Source organism: Cuneatibacter sp. NSJ-177, from assembly GCF_022867805.1.
Lineage (GTDB): Bacteria > Bacillota > Clostridia > Lachnospirales > Lachnospiraceae > Pseudolachnospira.
On record NZ_JALIFO010000001.1, the window covers coordinates 768385 to 785124 of the forward strand.

12 protein-coding genes are annotated in these 16740 nt (G+C 51.8%); 8 read left to right on the forward strand and 4 right to left on the reverse strand.

Translation table 11 applies throughout. The features are described 5' to 3' along the window. Positions 1-5: 5 nt before the first annotated feature. The 4 genes from MUB23_RS03430 to leuS all read left to right on the forward strand — a co-directional run bounded on the left by MUB23_RS03430 (position 6) and on the right by leuS (position 7253). Complete coding sequence (locus tag MUB23_RS03430) at positions 6-2096, forward strand: elongation factor G (RefSeq protein WP_244798831.1); 2091 nt, start codon at positions 6-8, stop codon at positions 2094-2096. A gap of 388 nt (positions 2097-2484) precedes the next feature. Then, a complete protein-coding gene (locus tag MUB23_RS03435; RefSeq protein WP_244798832.1) occupies positions 2485-3492 on the forward strand; it encodes an ATP-binding protein in 1008 nt (335 codons plus the stop codon). Positions 3493-3698: 206 nt separating this feature from the next. Further along, complete coding sequence (locus tag MUB23_RS03440; protein ID WP_244798833.1) at positions 3699-4820, forward strand: hypothetical protein; 1122 nt, start codon at positions 3699-3701, stop codon at positions 4818-4820. Between the two features lie 15 nt (positions 4821-4835). After that, on the forward strand, positions 4836-7253 hold the full coding sequence (gene leuS / locus MUB23_RS03445) for a leucine--tRNA ligase (protein WP_244798834.1): 2418 nt from the start codon (positions 4836-4838) through the stop codon (positions 7251-7253). A 131-nt stretch (positions 7254-7384) separates the two neighbouring features. Here the strand turns inward: leuS and MUB23_RS03450 are convergent, their stop codons facing one another. Continuing rightward, on the reverse strand, positions 7385-8008 hold the full coding sequence (locus MUB23_RS03450; protein WP_244798836.1) for a response regulator transcription factor: 624 nt from the start codon (positions 8006-8008) through the stop codon (positions 7385-7387). Further along, positions 7989-9074, reverse strand: coding sequence for a sensor histidine kinase (locus MUB23_RS03455; protein ID WP_244798838.1), 1086 nt, complete (start codon positions 9072-9074; stop codon positions 7989-7991). Before MUB23_RS03455 ends, MUB23_RS03450 begins: the two co-directional genes overlap by 20 nt. A gap of 192 nt (positions 9075-9266) precedes the next feature. Here MUB23_RS03455 and MUB23_RS03460 point away from each other — a divergent pair, with 192 nt between their 5' ends. The 3 genes from MUB23_RS03460 to MUB23_RS03470 are packed head-to-tail and all read left to right on the forward strand — an operon-like array spanning position 9267 to position 12539. After that, positions 9267-10196 carry an ABC transporter ATP-binding protein gene (locus tag MUB23_RS03460; protein WP_244798841.1) on the forward strand — a complete coding sequence of 310 codons (930 nt, stop codon included), beginning with the start codon at positions 9267-9269 and terminating at the stop codon, positions 10194-10196. Positions 10197-10198: 2 nt separating this feature from the next. Continuing rightward, complete coding sequence (locus MUB23_RS03465) at positions 10199-11341, forward strand: ABC transporter permease (protein ID WP_244798842.1); 1143 nt, start codon at positions 10199-10201, stop codon at positions 11339-11341. Next, complete coding sequence (locus MUB23_RS03470; RefSeq protein ID WP_244798844.1) at positions 11328-12539, forward strand: ABC transporter permease; 1212 nt, start codon at positions 11328-11330, stop codon at positions 12537-12539. The genes MUB23_RS03465 and MUB23_RS03470 overlap by 14 nt, the downstream gene beginning before the upstream one ends. An 85-nt stretch (positions 12540-12624) precedes the next feature. Here the strand turns inward: MUB23_RS03470 and hypD are convergent, their stop codons facing one another. Beyond that, entirely contained in the window at positions 12625-15000 is a 2376-nt protein-coding gene (hypD, locus tag MUB23_RS03475) for a trans-4-hydroxy-L-proline dehydratase (RefSeq protein ID WP_244798846.1), read from the reverse strand. A gap of 4 nt (positions 15001-15004) precedes the next feature. Further along, on the reverse strand, positions 15005-15919 hold the full coding sequence (locus MUB23_RS03480; protein ID WP_244798848.1) for a trans-4-hydroxy-L-proline dehydratase activase: 915 nt from the start codon (positions 15917-15919) through the stop codon (positions 15005-15007). A gap of 221 nt (positions 15920-16140) precedes the next feature. On the opposite strand from MUB23_RS03480, the gene MUB23_RS03485 reads away from it, so the two are divergent. After that, positions 16141-16725: a TetR/AcrR family transcriptional regulator gene (locus MUB23_RS03485; RefSeq protein WP_244798850.1), complete on the forward strand. Its 585-nt coding sequence runs from the start codon at positions 16141-16143 to the stop codon at positions 16723-16725. The last annotated feature ends 15 nt before the right edge of the window (positions 16726-16740 follow it).

Sequence of the window (16740 nt, forward strand, 5' to 3'; positions counted from 1 at the left end):
TATATATGAATGTTTATCAGACGAAACAAATCCGTAATGTAGCTGTGCTTGGCCACGGCGGCTGTGGAAAGACGACGATGGTAGAAGCAATGGCTTATATCACCGGCGTCACCAACCGCATGGGTAAAATCTCCGATGGCAACACCATCAGCGATTTCGATAAAGAGGAAATCAAGCGTCAGTTTTCGATCAGCACCAGCGTAGTTCCCATCGAATACAACGGAATCAAGTTTAATTTCCTGGATACTCCCGGATATTTTGATTTTGTCGGAGAGGTGGAGGAAGCGATGAGCGTGGCCGGGGCCGCCGTCATCGTGGTCAATGCCAAGTCCGGCGTGGAAGTCGGCACCCAGAAAGCCTGGGAGCTCTGCAATAAATACAATCTGCCCCGCGTCATCTTTGTCACCAACATGGACGATGACAACGCCAGCTATAAAAATGTGGTCGCCCATCTGCAGGTACTTTACGGAAGCCGGATCGCTCCGTTCCACCTTCCGATTCGTGAGAATGAAAAATTTGTGGGCTTTGTCAACGTCGTGAACATGAAGGGCCGCCGGTTTACGGAGAAGAGCCAGTACACCGAGTGCGAGATCCCGGATTACTCCATGGAGAACCTGGAAAAAGTACGGGAAGCCCTGATGGAAGCCGTGGCGGAGACCAATGAAGAATATATGGACCGTTATTTCTCCGGCGAAGAGTTTACATACGATGAGATCCGTCAGGCGCTGCATCAGCATGTCCGCAGCGGTGATATGGTTCCTGTCCTGGCCGGAACCGGCATCAACGGCAACGGCTGTCTGATGCTTCTGGAGATTCTGGAAATGTACTGCCCCGGACCCAGTGAGAACTTTGTCAGCGGCGTGAATACAAAGACCGGCGATGGCTTTACCGCGGATTATAACGAAGAAAAGCCCTTCTCGGCCAAGGTCTTTAAGACCATCGTGGATCCGTTTATTGGAAAATATTCCTTAATTAAAGTGTGCTCCGGCATGTTGAAAGCCGACAGCACCGTGTACAATGTCAGCCGGGATGCCGACGAGAAGATTTCCCGTCTCTATGTGCTGCGCGGCAAGGAAGCCATCGAGGTGAAGGAACTGCACTCCGGCGACATCGGCGCGATCGCGAAGCTGGCCGTCACCGAGACCGGCGATACCCTTGCCACCAAGGAGACGCCCATCGAGTATGAGCGCCCGGATATCTCCGTGCCTTTTACCTACATGGCTTATGTGGCGAAAAATAAAGGCGATGAAGATAAGGTGGCCGGGGCTCTGTCGAAACTGATGGAGGAAGATCTCACCTTAAAGCATGTCAATGACAAGGAAAACCGTCAGCTGCTCTTATACGGCATCGGCGATCAGCAGCTGGATATTGTAGTCAGCAAGCTCTTCAACCGTTATAAAGTGGAGATCGAGCTGGTGAAACCGAAGATGGCGTTCCGCGAGACCATCCGCGGCAAGGTGAAGGTTCAGGGCAAGCATAAGAAGCAGTCCGGCGGACATGGCCAGTACGGTGATGTTACGATCGAATTCGAGCCGTCCGGAGATCTGGAGAAGCCTTACGTGTTTGAGGAGAAGATTGTCGGCGGCGTTGTGCCGAGAAACTATTTCCCCGCGGTGGAAAAAGGAATCCAGGAGATGGTTCCCAAGGGACCGCTGGCCGGATATCCGATCGTGGGCCTGAAAGCCACGCTGGTGTTTGGCTCCTACCATCCGGTGGATTCTTCCGAGATGGCCTTTAAGCTGGCAACCATTCTGGCGGTAAAGAACGCGTTTGCGGATCCGGCCTCCAAGCCAGTCCTTTTGGAGCCGATCGCATCCCTGAAGGTGAAGGTTCCGGATAAGTTTACCGGCGACGTCATGGGTGACCTGAACAAGCGCCGCGGCCGCGTGCTGGGCATGAATCCGGATCACAGCGGAAACCAGATTATCGAAGCCGACGTTCCGATGTCCGAGCTGTTCGGATACAATACGGACCTTCGCTCGATGACCGGCGGTATCGGAAACTATGCCTACGAGTTCAGCCGCTATGAGCAGGCTCCGTCGGAGATCCAGGAGAAGGAGATTGCAGCCCGTGCGGCGGCAAAGGATGCCGAATAACAGCGGCATGATCCGCACGCTTGATTGATTGCTCCGCGGAAGATAAAAAGGAATGGACCACCTGCGGCTTGAGCAGCTGCGGGATCATAAAAAGCGCAGAAAGACTGTCTGTTGGATTCAGGCGTCTTCTGCGCTTTTATTTTCGATATCCTTTGCACAGGGATGGAAGTAGGATCCTGTATCGCTAAACTGGTGCAAAATAGTATGGCTTATGGCAAAATTTAGTTGCGGATGATGGGCAGATTTTGCTGGAATTCCCTTGCAGGCAGCCCCATTCCAACTGGCACGCAATATGCTGTATATAAGAATATAGGGAAAATATATTTATGGCATTTGATAAGGCCTCACGCAAATCCCTGTAAAATTACCCTAGTGAAGGAGATGGCTTATGGAACAGGAACGTTTGATTCAAGCAATGCAGATTTTTGGTGTCCCGGAAGAGTTTTATGATGTTGCACCCTTGATGGTGCAGGAAGTGGAATGGGAGATGATCCTTGCCATGGGCAAGAAGAGCTGGCCCCAGTCCGAGCTGGAAGCGATGGTGGAGGAAAAGAAACTGGCTGCTGGAGCGCCGGATTTCATTTGGGAATGTTATCATCGTTCCATTATCGACAAAGTGCTGGGAGAAAATGAAGGAGTAGGGGCTTTTTTGGCCGGAAAAGAGCAGCCTCCGGAAGGGGAGAGATCCTATCAGATTTCAGATTTTTATAGCCGCTATCCATTCTATGCGATGTTTGAATATTACGCCTATGGAAAACTTCCGCGGGAGACGAAAAAACGCCTGAATGACTGGGATCTAGGGGTTTACATGGAGGTGAATCGGGAGATCATCGAGGCCAAAAAAAGAGGGGAGGAGCGCCCGCTGCACAACAGCGACTTCATCACTTTGGAGGAGGCGTATGCCTTTGTCGACCGGCACCAGGAGGCAATCTGCCGCTACCCTTGCAACTGTAAGACAATGATGTATTATCACAACCGCCCTCAGAATGTATGTCTGCATTTTTACTGTGGACCGAACTCCACCTTGGACCGCGGGCATGGAACGAAGATCTCGGCGGAAGAAGCCAAGGCCCTTTTAAAGGAATGCAACGAAAAGGGACTGATGCAGAGCGGCGAAGACGTGGCCATCTGCAACTGTGACAGCTATGCCTGCTATCCGATTCAGATGGGAAAGGCAATGGATACCAAGGGCATTTATCCCCGGTCGAAGTATGATATTGTTTTTCATCCGGAGAAATGCGACAACTGCGGTGAATGTCTGAAGATCTGTAATTTTGCCGCTTTCTGCAAAGATGAAAACGGTAAGATCACACACGACATGGAGAAGTGCTGGGGCTGTACGATTTGCGCGCCAAATTGTCCGCAGAAAGCGATTGAGCTGGTAGCAAAGGGATAAAACACAGCGGAAAACAGCAAAAAAAAGAAGAAACAATAAAGTCCTGGAACAGGCGAAAGGTTCCAGGACTTTGTTGTTTCGTTAAGGATGCTAATAATGGGCCGAAAACCCGCGAATTTCGGGACTTTTTTCCGGGAATGGACTTGATAGCGCCGAAAAATCGTGCTATACTAACGACGTTGTCCAGTAATGTAAAGGAGAAAAATATGAGAGCATTAGGGAAAAAATTAGGCGCCCTGGGGCTCGTCCTGCTTATGGCTGTCGGCACTGTAGCTTGCGGCGATTCCTCACAGACGCAGGCAGAGAGCACAGAGACGGCAGCCGGTACCACGATAGCAGCGCAGACGGATGCGGCCGGGACGGAAGCCGCATCCACGGCGGCGCCCACCACAGCGGCGGAACTCAATGCGGACGGAGGAAAGGCCGTGATCACGGTCGATGGAAAAGAAATTCCGTTCAGTGTCGCCAGCTATTACGTTGATCAGACAAAGAGTACTTACGAATACTATTTTTCAAGCTATAACAATGGCCAGGAGATGAACCAAAGCGAATGGTATCAGACGGTTCCGGGAAAAGAGATTACCTATGCGGAAGACCTCCAGGAAAGCTGCAAGGATTTCTTGATCAGTGGGATAGTAGTCAGCGCCCATGCAGAAGAGTACGGCGTAGCTCTCAGCGAGGCGGATGAGACGGCCATCCAGACCCAGGCAGATCAGCTGATGCAGTCGATCGATCCGGAAAAGATTGCCTCGTTTGGCTTGACCAAAGAGCATCTGGTGGACTTCCTCCGCTATAACACGCTGAGCAATCAGATTTATGGAAAGGTGACGGACACCTTCACCTGTGAAGTCAGCGACGAAGAATCCCGCACCGTTTCCTATCAGATTTTCGCCCTGTCCACGAAAGGCGCGGCGACCGGCGGAGATGATCTCCCGACGATGGAGGAGGCAAAAGAAAAGGCAAAAGCCGTTCTTTCCAAAATCCAATCCGGCGAGGATGCCGCCGAAGCGGTGAAGGAACTGGGAACCACGGTGATCGATGATACGATCTCAGTGGGACAGTTCGAAGACTCTGATGAGATTGCATCGAAGGTGCTGGCCATGAAGACCGGGGATGTGCTGGTCCATGAAGACGCCGAAGGCTTCACTCTTTACGGGGTCTACTGTGTCAGCGACGACGATGCAGAGGGCAGAGAGGCGCGGAAAGAAGAAATCCGGCTGCAGAAAGCCGACGACAGCTTTGACGGGCTGATGAAGCAATGGCAAACGGAATCCGAGATCCTGGTGGACGAAACGGTCTGGGATCAAATTAATATATTCGAATCGTAACAGGAGGAAAAAGCAATGGCAGTACCTTATAATCATAGGGAAATAGAGAAAAAGTGGAGAAAAAACTGGGAAGAACATCCGGTCAACGTTAATGACGGCAAAAAGCCGAAATATTACTGCCTGGACATGTTTCCGTATCCCTCCGGCAGCGGCCTTCATGTAGGCCACTGGAGAGGATATGTGATCAGCGATGTCTGGAGCCGTTATAAGCTGCTCCAGGGCCATTATATCATCCATCCGATGGGCTGGGACGCTTTCGGCCTGCCGGCGGAAAACTATGCGATCAAGATGGGTGTTCACCCGGCGAAATCCACGGCGGAAAACATCAAAAACATCAAGCGCCAGATCAATGAGATCGCCGCGCTCTACGATTGGGACAGGGAAGTCAACACGACGGATCCTGATTTCTATAAGTGGACCCAATGGATTTTCGTAAAGATGTTCAAAGCCGGCCTGGCCTATGAGAAGGAAATGCCGATCAACTGGTGTCCGTCCTGCAAGACCGGACTGGCCAATGAAGAGGTGGTCGGCGGCGTCTGCGAGCGCTGTGGATCTCCGGTGACCAAGATGAACCTGAAACAGTGGATGCTGAAAATTACGGCCTACGCGGATCGCCTGTTAAATGATCTGGACAAGCTGGACTGGCCGGAAAAAGTAAAGAAGATGCAGACCGACTGGATCGGAAAATCCTACGGCGCAGAGATCGATTTCGCTGTGGACGGCCGCGAGGATAAGATCCGTGTGTACACGACACGCCCGGATACCCTGTATGGCGCTACCTTCATGGTGCTGGCTCCGGAACATGCGCTGGCGGAGTCTTTGGCCACGCCGGAACAGGCGGAAGATGTTAAAAAGTATATTTTTGATGCGTCCCATAAATCTTCTGTGGACCGTCTCCAGGATAAGGAGAAAACCGGTGTGTTCACCGGCAGCTATGCCATCAATCCTCTGAACGGGGCGAAGGTTCCGATCTGGCTGTCCGATTATGTTCTGGCCGACTACGGCACCGGCGCCATCATGTGCGTACCAGCTCACGACGACCGTGACTTTGAGTTTGCCAAGAAATTTGATATCCCGATCATCCAGGTGATTGCCAAGGACGGAAAAGAGAACCCGGATCTGACCGAGGCCTACACCGAGGCCGGCATCATGATCAACTCCGGCGAGTGGAATGGAAGAAATTCCGAGGAGCTGAAAAAAGAGGCCCCTCTGATTATGGAGGAGCGCGGCATCGGAAAGAAAACTGTGAATTATAAGCTGCGTGACTGGGTGTTCAGCCGCCAGCGCTATTGGGGCGAACCGATTCCGATCGTACACTGCCCGCATTGCGGCGCGGTTCCGGTTCCGGAAGACCAGCTTCCTCTGCTCCTTCCGGATGTGGAATCCTATCAGCCCACCGGTACCGGAGAGTCGCCTTTGGCGGCCATCGAGGACTGGGTGAACACCACCTGTCCGGTGTGCGGGGCTCCGGCCAAGAGGGAAACCAACACCATGCCCCAGTGGGCCGGTTCTTCCTGGTATTTCCTCCGCTATGTAGACAATAAGAACAAGGACGCTCTGGTGGACCGGAAAATCGCAGATGAGATGCTTCCGGTGGATATGTATATCGGCGGCGTAGAGCATGCGGTTCTTCATCTGCTGTACTCCCGGTTCTACACCAAGTTCCTGTATGATATCGGCGTGGTGGGCTTTGACGAGCCTTTCCACAAGCTCTTTAATCAGGGCATGATCACCGGCAAAAACGGAATCAAGATGAGTAAATCCAAGGGAAATGTGGTCTCCCCCGACGATTTGGTGCGGGATTATGGTTGCGATTCCCTGCGGCTCTACGAGCTCTTTGTCGGACCGCCGGATCTGGATTCCGAGTGGGACGAGAGAGGGATCGACGGCGTGTACCGTTTTATCACCCGGTTCTGGAATCTGGTAATGGACAATAAGGACAAGAATACCGCGGCGACCAAGGAGATGGTGAGACTTCGTCATAAGATGGTCTACGATATCACGACCCGTCTGGAGAACTTCAGCCTGAACACGGTGGTCAGCGGTTTCATGGAATACAACAACAAGATGATCGACCTGGCGAAAAAAGAAGGCGGCATCGACAAGGAGACCATGGAGACCGCCGTCATCATGCTGTCGCCGTTTGCGCCTCATATCGCTGAGGAGCTCTGGCAGCAGCTGGGCCATACGGACAGCGTCTTCCATCAGAAGAACGGCTGGCCGGTCTGTGATGAAGAGATGATGAAGGAAGATGAGGTGGAGATCGCGGTTCAGATCAATGGAAAGACCAGAGCGGTCGTGATGATCCCGGCGGACGCTTCCAAGGAGCAGGCGATTGCAGCCGGCAAAGAGGCGGTGGCCGCCAAACTGACCGGGACGATCGTAAAAGAAATCTATGTGCCGGGCAGAATTGTAAATATTGTGCAGAAATAATTCTGTTTTGTGACCAAAGATCAGGCGGAAGCAGAGCAGACGAATCGAAAAAGACAGGATAGACGGAGAGCCGAGGCTCCCGGATACCCTGTCTTTTTCGCGCCTGCGGGGGAACTTTTAAGAGAAGCAGGCTATTTTAAATGCTGATAATAAAAGATGGCGAGCTCGGTTCGATTTCTCAATTCCAGTTTGTCGAGGAGGGCGCTCAGGTAATTCCGGACCGTACCTTCGCTCAAAAAAAGCGCATCGGCAATTTCCCGGTTGTTTTTTCCTTCCGCCACCAAGCCGATGATTTCCCGCTCTCTGGGTCCGAGTTCCCAGTTTCCTTCCGGAAACTCTGGCTTTCCGGCGATCAGGGAGGGGAGTTTGGTTACGATTTCCGTGCCGAACACATTTTGCCCGGATTCCACGGCCTTGAGAGCCGGGGCGATCGCCTCGATATCCTGTTTGATCAGATATCCCTTCGCGCCCAACTGCAGGGCTTTCCGGATGTATTCGTCATCGGAAAACGTGGTCAGAAACAGCAGTTTGGCCTGGGGATCTTCTCTTAAAATCTGTTCTCCGGCCTCCAGCCCGGTGATGCCTTTCATCTGAATGTCCATCAGGAGGATGTCCGGCGGATCCTCCCGGTACAGTTTTACCGCCTCTTCGCCGCTGGTGCCGGTGGCTGTCACAGAGATCTCCGGATCGGCCTGCAGGATGGTTTTCAGGGAGGCGCAGACAAAAGGGTCGTCGTCAATGATGATTATTTTCATAATCCCTCCTATTTTTCGGTATCGAGATAAAAAGACGGAAGCCGTGTTGTGCTTCCATCCGGAATACTCCGTGCAGCAATTCCACGCGTTCTTTCATATTGGTCAGGCCGATTCCCTGTGTGCCGGTGGAAGTGGATCCGGAACCGTTGTCCTGAATGATCAACTGATAGAAGCCGGGATGTTCCAGCAGGCGGATGGAGGCGGCCGTCGCTTTGCTGTGCCGCGCGGTATTGGACAGGGCCTCTTTTACAATGGCGGTCAGGCAATACTGAATATCTTTGGGAATCTGACCGGCGCTGTATTCTAGGGTCACGGGACAGAAAGGAAACTCCCGGATCAAGGTTTCAATCTGGGTTTTCAGATCAAAGGCTTCCTCGTGAAGCCCGTGGACGCTCTGGCGGATATTGTCCATGGCGTCGGAGAGGGTCGCCTTCACGGCGGACAGCTGGCCGGTCAGCTCCGGTTCTTTTTTATATACAACCTCCAGCGCTCCCACTTGGAGCAGCGCACGGGTCAGAAGATGGCCGACATTATCGTGGATTTCTCTGGCAATGCGGTTCCTCTCGCTGAGAGTTGCCAGCCGGACTTCATAGTCCTGCTTTTCCAGCAGTTCTCTGTTTTTTTTCTCTAATTGTAATTCGTTCTCCTTCGTCAAGTCCTGGATCTGATGAAAATGGATCCGGAGTTCTTCGGATTTTTTTGTCCTGTGATCCAGCAGGATGGCAAAAAGGGAAAGCAGAATGAGGAAAACAGTGGAGAAGGAGATGCCCGTAAGAAGGGCATAGCAGAAAGGAAGCACCCATAAAAAACGGAACAGGACAAGGCGCCGCCCCAGGCAGCAATAAATGATGACTGGAAGAAAATACAGCCAAAGCGGATCCAGGCAGAACAAAAGGCTTAGCGCAAGGCAAAGGACCGAGGCGAAATTTTCCGGAAGAATATCTTCCAGGGAACCTGCTGCGATGAGAAATAGGAATCCGGCGATGAAATGCGCCGAGACAGGGATATGCGGGAGCAGAAACAGGCTAAAAACCAAAAGAATTCCTTTATCCGTCAACCGTTCCATGCCTGATCCTCCTTTTCCAAACCTACTCTTCAGGTTATAGTTTATCATACCCAGAAGGGAGAAGGGAAGCCTTTTTTACCGGTAATCCGATTTTGTGACATTTGTCATGGAGAATTCGTGACAGACGCCACTGGCGGCAGAGGAAGACGGCTGGTAAAATGAATGTATCAAGTAAGAAATGAGGGAAAAACAATGATTCAGGTGAACAATCTGGTGAAGAGGTATGGGGAACTGATCGCGCTGGACCACTTTTCTCTGGAGGTTCAGGACGGGGAAATATTCGGCCTGCTGGGGCCCAACGGAAGTGGGAAGACAACGGCGATCCATTGTATGCTTTCTCTTTTGACGTATGATAAAGGGGATATTTCTCTTTTCGGAAAACCAATGAGCCCGCGCAGCTTTGATTTGAAGAAACGGATCGGAGTGGTGCCGCAGGAAGTAGCAGTATTTAACGAGCTGACGGTTCAGGAAAACATTGACTATTTTTGCAGCCTTTATGTATCCGAGAAGGCGGAGAGAAAGAAACTGGTGGAAGAAGCGCTCCAGTTTGTGGAGCTGACGGATTACCGGAAATTTTTGCCGCGAAAACTGTCCGGCGGCTTGCTGAGGAGGCTGAATATCGCCTGCGGCATCGCCCACCGGCCGGAGCTGATTTTTCTGGATGAGCCGACGGTGGCAGTGGACCCCCAGAGCCGGAACCGGATTCTGGAAGGGATCCGGGAGCTGAACCGCCAGGGAGCTACGGTCATCTATACTTCCCATTACATGGAAGAAGTAGAACAGCTCTGCACCAGAATCATGATTATGGATAAAGGGCGGGAACTGGCCACCGGTACCAAGGAAGAACTGAAAGCCATGATCCGCAGCGGAGAGAAGCTGACCTTGGAGGTTCCGGAACTGGCAGAGGAGCAGCTGGAAGAAATCCGTAAGCTGCCGGGAATCCTCCACGTTAATTTTGACGGAGAACATCTTGTGGCGAGAGGAGAGGGAGAAGGGAGCGCGCTGATGGCGGTTTTAGACTTGCTGCGCCAGAATAGAATTCCGGTTGGACGCGTTTTCTCCGAACCGCCGACACTGAACGATGTGTTTTTGGAAATTACCGGGAAAGAATTGAGGGATTGACTATGTTCGGATCAATTTACAGGAAGCGGGTGCTCAGCAGCCTGCGCAGCAAAGAAATGCTGATATGGACCTGGATTTTTCCGATCCTTTTAGCCACCTTGTTCTATTTTGCCTTTTCGAAACTGGACAGCGCGGAGCAGTGGAGCCAGATTCCGGTGGGGATTGTGGCGGACTCCGAATACCAGAAGAACCAGATTTTTTCTCAGGTGATCGGAAGCCTGTCCGAAGAGGGCGATTCTCAGCTGCTCCTGGCGGAGATGGTGGACACTTTGGAAGAGGGGAAATCACTTCTTCGGGAAGAAAAAGCAGAGGCGGTCATCTATCTGGAGAATGGTTCACCGAAGCTTTTGGCAAAGGAAAACAGTTGGAATGCCTCCATCTTAAAAGGGGTACTCGACCGTTACTGTCAGACCGAGGCCGCAATCTACCAACTGTTGGAACAAAACCCCGGAAATATGGAGCTTCTCTCCGAGTTCCTTTCGACAAAGGTTTTGACCAAAGAGGCGTCCTTGACCGAAAACCCTCCCACAGACACTCTGGGATATTACTTCGCGCTGCTGGCAATGGTCTGTCTCTACGGAGGATTCCAGGGCCTGGAAAGCATTTATTCGATTCAAGCCAACCTTTCTCCTCTGGGAGCGCGCCGTTCCCTGGCTCCGGTGAAAAAATTCCGGATGGTGTTCGTTGATCTTTTAGGGGGGCTGACGGTTCACATGATGGGAATGGCGGTGGCGATTTTCTATATTCTCTGTGTGCTCCGAGTGAATTTCGGAGACCGTCTCGGACTGGTTTTACTCACTTGTTTCATCGGAAGCCTGACGGGCATTGCCTTTGGCTCTTTGGTGGGTGTATCGGCCCGGCTGAAAGAAGCGGCGAAGACGGCGGTAGTGGTGGCAGCTACGTTGACCTGTTGTTTCCTGGCAGGGCTGATGGTATCCGGGATTAACTATATAATCGCGCAGAAGGTCCCGGTAATTTCCTGGATCAATCCAGCGGCCCGGATTTCTGACGCCTTCCGGGCTCTCTACTGCTACGATTCTCTCATTCCATACTTGATCGATATGGGAGTTCTGGTACTGATCACCGTAATCTTGTTTGCCGGGACGGCATTTTTCCTGAGGAGGCAGCGCTATGAAAGTATTTAATTCCTGTATCCGGATCATGAAGCGGCGGAAGGCGTCGTTTCTGGTTTACCTGATCATATTTCTTGTGCTTGTGGTTTTAATGACGACCTTTTCAGTGGAGAATTATTCCACGGATTTTTCGGCTCAAAAACCGGAATTCACACTGATTAACCGAGATGGGGAAAGCCCTCTGATCAACGGTTTCCGCGAATATTTGGAAGGGTATGGGACGGAGTTTCCTCTTCCGGATGAGGAGCAGGCGCTCCAGGATGCAGTTTTCTTTCAGGCCAGCAACTATATTGCCGTGATACCGGAAGGTTTTACCGCATCTCTGTTCGGAGAAAATCCGGTCCCGCTGCAGAAGACCACGTTTCCGGACTCGGCAAAGGGATATTATCTGGACAGCCTGGTCAATCAATATTGGAATCAGATCCGCATGATTCATACTGCGGAGCCGGAGCTTCCGGAGGATCAGCTGATCCAAAAGACAGCGGAAAGCCTGGCGGTAACGGCGAAGGCAGAGCTCTTTTCTGAAAACGAGACGCCTCCGGTTCCGGTGTACTACCAGCTTTATTGCCAGATGCAGGGATACATTTTGATTGTCCTGGTACTGCTTGGAATTTCCACCGTACTGATGGTGTTTCACCGTCCCTATATCCGCCTTCGGAATATGTGCAGCCCGATGCCGCCGGAAAAAGTGTCGGCTCAGACGATCCTTTATGGAATTGCTATCAGCGTGCTGGCCTGGCTCCTTTTGACGGTGTTTGGATTGATTCTTTGGGGGCATACGCTTTCCGGGACGGACCTTCGCCAGATATTGCTCTTGGCGGCAAACAGTTTGACCTTTACCATCACGTCGGCCGGGATCGCCGTGCTGGCCAGCTGCTTCCTCCATTCACCGAATATTCAAAATGCAGCGGCCAATTTCCTTTCCCTGGGACTTTGCTTCCTGGGAGGCGTGTTCGTTCCTCTGGAACTGTTTGGGGAGGGCATGATAAGGGTTGCCCGGTTTACGCCGACCTACTGGTACACCTTCGCTGTGGGAGAGATTTGCTCACTGACCGGTTTTTCCGCCGGCGAGCTGGGGCCGGTCTGGCAGGCGCTGGGGATTCAGCTCGGATTTGCTGCGGCCCTGTTCTGCGTGACAATGGCGGTTCAACGGCATAGAAACAGTGTGGAGGAAGGCTTTGGCCAGACTAGAACGGAATACGAAGCATAAGGAATCAAAGAATAAAAGAAAGAAGCCAGCCGGATGTTCTAGGCTGGCTTCTTCTTGAAAGGGGATAGGACTTCCACTGTCTGGTTTAGTGAAAGGATTGTTCGGTCCTCTCGATGATTTCATCCTGCAGCGCTTTGCTCAGGTTGCGGAAGTGATCGCTGTAACCGGCCACGCGGACGATTAGATCTTTGTAATCTTCCGGGTGATTTTGCGCCTGAATCAGCGTCTCGCGGTCGATGACGTTGAACTGAATGTGATGACCATCCATGTTGAAGTAGGTGCGGACCAGATTTGCCATCTGGTTCAGGCCGTCTTCACCGGCAACCACAGCAGGCGTAAACTTCTGGTTCAGCAGCGTGCCGCCGGTCTGCAGATGATCCATCTTCGAACAGGACTTGACCACAGCGGTCGGGCCTTTTACATCCGCGCCCTTTTCCGGGGAGATGCCTTCGGAAACCGGCTTATGGGCCAGACGGCCGTTGGCGCTGGCAATCATCACATCCCCGAAATATACGTGACAGGTGGTCGGCAGCATGTTGATGCGGTAAGTGCCGCCCTTCATGTTGGGACGTCCGGTTACGTTGGAGCGGTAGAACTCGAAGATGTCTCTCATGATGCTGTCCGCATAGTCGTCGTCGTTGCCGTATTTCGGCGTTTTGTTGCGGACCAGGTTCAGGATACGGCTATCTTCGGCAAAGTTGGTCTCCAGCGCGTGGAGCAGTTCTTCCATGGTAAATTTCTTTTGCTCAAATACATTGTATTTGACAGCGGCCAAGCAGTCGGTGATGGTTCCGATGCCAACGCCCTGCAGATAGTTGGTATTGTAGCGGGCTCCGCCGGCGTTGTAATCCTTGCCCTTTTTAATACAGTCGTTGGTGATGATGGACAGGAACGGCGCGGGCATATATTCCGCATAAATCTTTTCGATGATATTGCTTCCCATCAGCTTGATGTCGAGGAAATATTTCACCTGCTTCTGATACGCTTCCCAAAGCTCCTCGTAGGACTGGAAGTTCCGAGCGTCGCCGGTGTGCGGGCCAAGCTGCTTTCCGGTCATCATATCCTTGCCGTCGAAGAGCGTAAGCTCAAAGATCTTCGGCAGGTTAAAGTATCCGGTCAGGATATAAGCTTCATTTCCAAAAGCGCCGGTTTCCACACAGCCGCTGGTCCCGCCGCGTCTCGCATCCTCCAGGCTCTTACCGGCGTTCAGCAGCTCCTGTACGATGGCGTCGGTGTTGTAGAAGGCCGGCTGGCCCCATCCCTTGCGGGAGATCTCACAGGCGCGCTTCAGGAATTTCTGCGGCGTCTTGCGGCTGATCTGTACGTTGGAGCTGGGCTGAAGCAGCCGCATCTCATCCATGCAGTCCAGGATCAGATAGCTGACATCGTTGACGCCGTCCTGGCCGTCCGGGGTGATGCCGCCGGTGTTGATGTTGGCAAAGTCCGTATAGGTGCTGCTTTCCTTTAAGGTGATTCCCACCTTCGGCGGCGCAGGCTGGTTGTTGAATTTTACCCACAGGCATTCCAGAAGTTCCAGCGCCTTGGCGTCATCCAGCTGCCCGGCATCCACGTCCGCTTTGTAGAAGGGGTACACGTGCTGATCCAGACGTCCGGGGCTGTAGGCATCCCAAGGATTCAGCTCGCTGGTAACGCCCAGGTGGGTGAACCAGTACATCTGGAGAGCCTGATGGAAGGTTTCCGGTTTGTGGGCGGGCACGACGTCGCAGTTGCGGGCGATCAGGAGCAGATCCTGCTTCCACTGCGGATCGTCGGTCCTTTCCGCCAGCTCTCTGGCATACGCGGCATAACGTTTCCCAAGGATCATGATGGCGTCGCAGCAGATGCTCATGGCATTCAGCTCGGCCTTTTTATCCAGCGCTTCTTTATCGTTGAAAAAGTCCAGATTCGCCAGCGCTTCTTTGATGTCATTCTGATAGTCCAGGTAACCCTTCTGGTATATCTTGATGGATCCGACCGTATGACCCGGTCCGCGCTGCTCCATGAATTCCGTAAAGATACCGGCCTCATAGGCGGCTTTCCACTCCGGAGTCATGTTCTCCAGGATCTTATTCCGGATCGAGCGTTTCTCCCAGTAGGGGATGATCACATCTTCCTGGTACTTTAAGTCATCTTCCGACACTTTGAAGCTGATCAGCTCCCGGTCGTTCATCACGTGCAGATCCTGTAAGGTATGACAGCACAGTTCCGGGAAGGAAGGGGATCCCTGCGGGGAGTCGCCTTTCTCACCGACGATCAGTTCGCCTTCATTGATGCAGAGTGTTTTGTTGCTGAAATAATGCTTCAGCGCCAGAGCCCGCATCTCCGGAACCGAAACCGAACCTTCATACATCTTATAAGCCTCGGTCATCAGGCGGGCGCGCTCCATATCCAGATGGGCTACCGCGTCCAAGCTCTGTCTGCGCAGTTTGCGAATACGTTCATTCATTCCACGTTCTTCCATTGTCTTAACCTCCTATTTTTATATTTTGAAATCCGTTGTCGAGAAACATCTGTTTAAAGTGTTCCAGCTGCTCCTGCGGCGGCACTTTGAGCTGTTCGTCGGCGTAAGAGCGGTCTAAATTTTCATATTTGCTTTTCCCCGTGTTGTGATAGGGGAGAAGATTGAATCCAAGGGTCCGGATCTGGTTTTCTCTCAAAAAGTCAATGGTCTGCCGGATGAATTCCTCGGAGGAATTGACTCCCCGGACCAGGGGAATACGGATGTTAATTTTGGCCCCCGCCTGATTCAGAGCGATCAGGTTATCTAAAATCAGACGGTTGTTCACGCCGATATAGGTCTTATGCTTTTCCGGATCCATCAGTTTGATGTCGTAGAGAAACGTATCCACGTAAGGGAGGATCCGGGCGAAATTTTCATAAGGCGCGAACCCGCAGGTGTCGATATCGATGCTGTAACCCTTGCGGTGAAGCTTGCGGCAAAATTCCTCTATGTAGTCCATATTTTGAACCATGACTTCACCGCCGGAGAGCGTGATGCCGCCGCCGGATTCTTCGTAAAACATCTGGTCTTTTTCGGCTTCTTTGACCAGCTCATCCACGGTATAGTATTTGCCCACCAGTTCTCTGGCGTTCATAGTACATTCATCTACACAGTTTCCGCAGGCTTTACAGAGCACCCGGTTCATACTGACGTGTCCGTCCACCAGGAGATTCGCTCCGTTGGGACATGCTTTTACGCAGGCGCCGCAGTCCACGCAGCGTTCGTGGTAATACATCAGCTCGACCTCATGGCGCTGACTTTCCGGATTGTGGCACCACTGGCAGGATAGAGGGCATCCTTTAAAGAAGAAAGTGGTGCGGATACCGGGGCCGTCGTGGATCGAATATTTTTGAATGTTGAAAACATAAGGCTTTTTCAAACCCCCGCCTCCTTTACGAATAGACTGCGTTCTAGTATTAATTCTATTCTACGATAACTTGCCGGAAATTTCAAGTAAATTCCTGTAAAAACTTATAAAAACTGTTAGCATTTTACAGGCCTGCAAAAAGTGCGGTTCTGTGGACTGTAAGAAAAAATCCACTTTACTTCCCAACTTTTCGATGCTATATTAGAGATAGTTGAAAAAAGGGGTATTGCAGCATGGTTAAGAAAGAGAGCACCAAGAATAAGATTGCTCGAATTGCCTGGAAGCTGTTTCATGAAAAAGGCTATGAGAACACGACGATCGATGAAATTATCTCAGAGTCCGGAACTTCTAAGGGGAGTTTTTATCATTATTACAGCGGGAAAGACGAACTCCTGAGCGCTTTGTCTTCCATTTTTGATGCAAAATATGAAGAGCTGATTCAGACCCTGGATCCGGAGATGAACAGCTATGAGAAACTTTTATATTTGTGTATTCAGGTTCACCGGATGGTGGAAAAAGAAATCCCGATGGATCTTTTGGCGTCCATGTATGCTTCTCAGGTAGTAAAAAAGGGAGACAAGCATCTGGTGGATCAGAACCGGTATTATTATCGGATCGTGAACCAGCTGGTGGATGAGGGACAGAGGCGCGGACAGATTACGCGGGATCTGCCTTACTATGAAGTCACCCGGCTTTATGTGCTGGCGGAGCGGGCTCTGATCTACGATTATTGTATTTCAGACGGAAGCTATTCCTTGGAGGAGAATACGAAGAAAATGATGCCGCTCCTTTTTGGAGGGGTAAAAACCGCAGAGTAGCGGACGCACCGGACT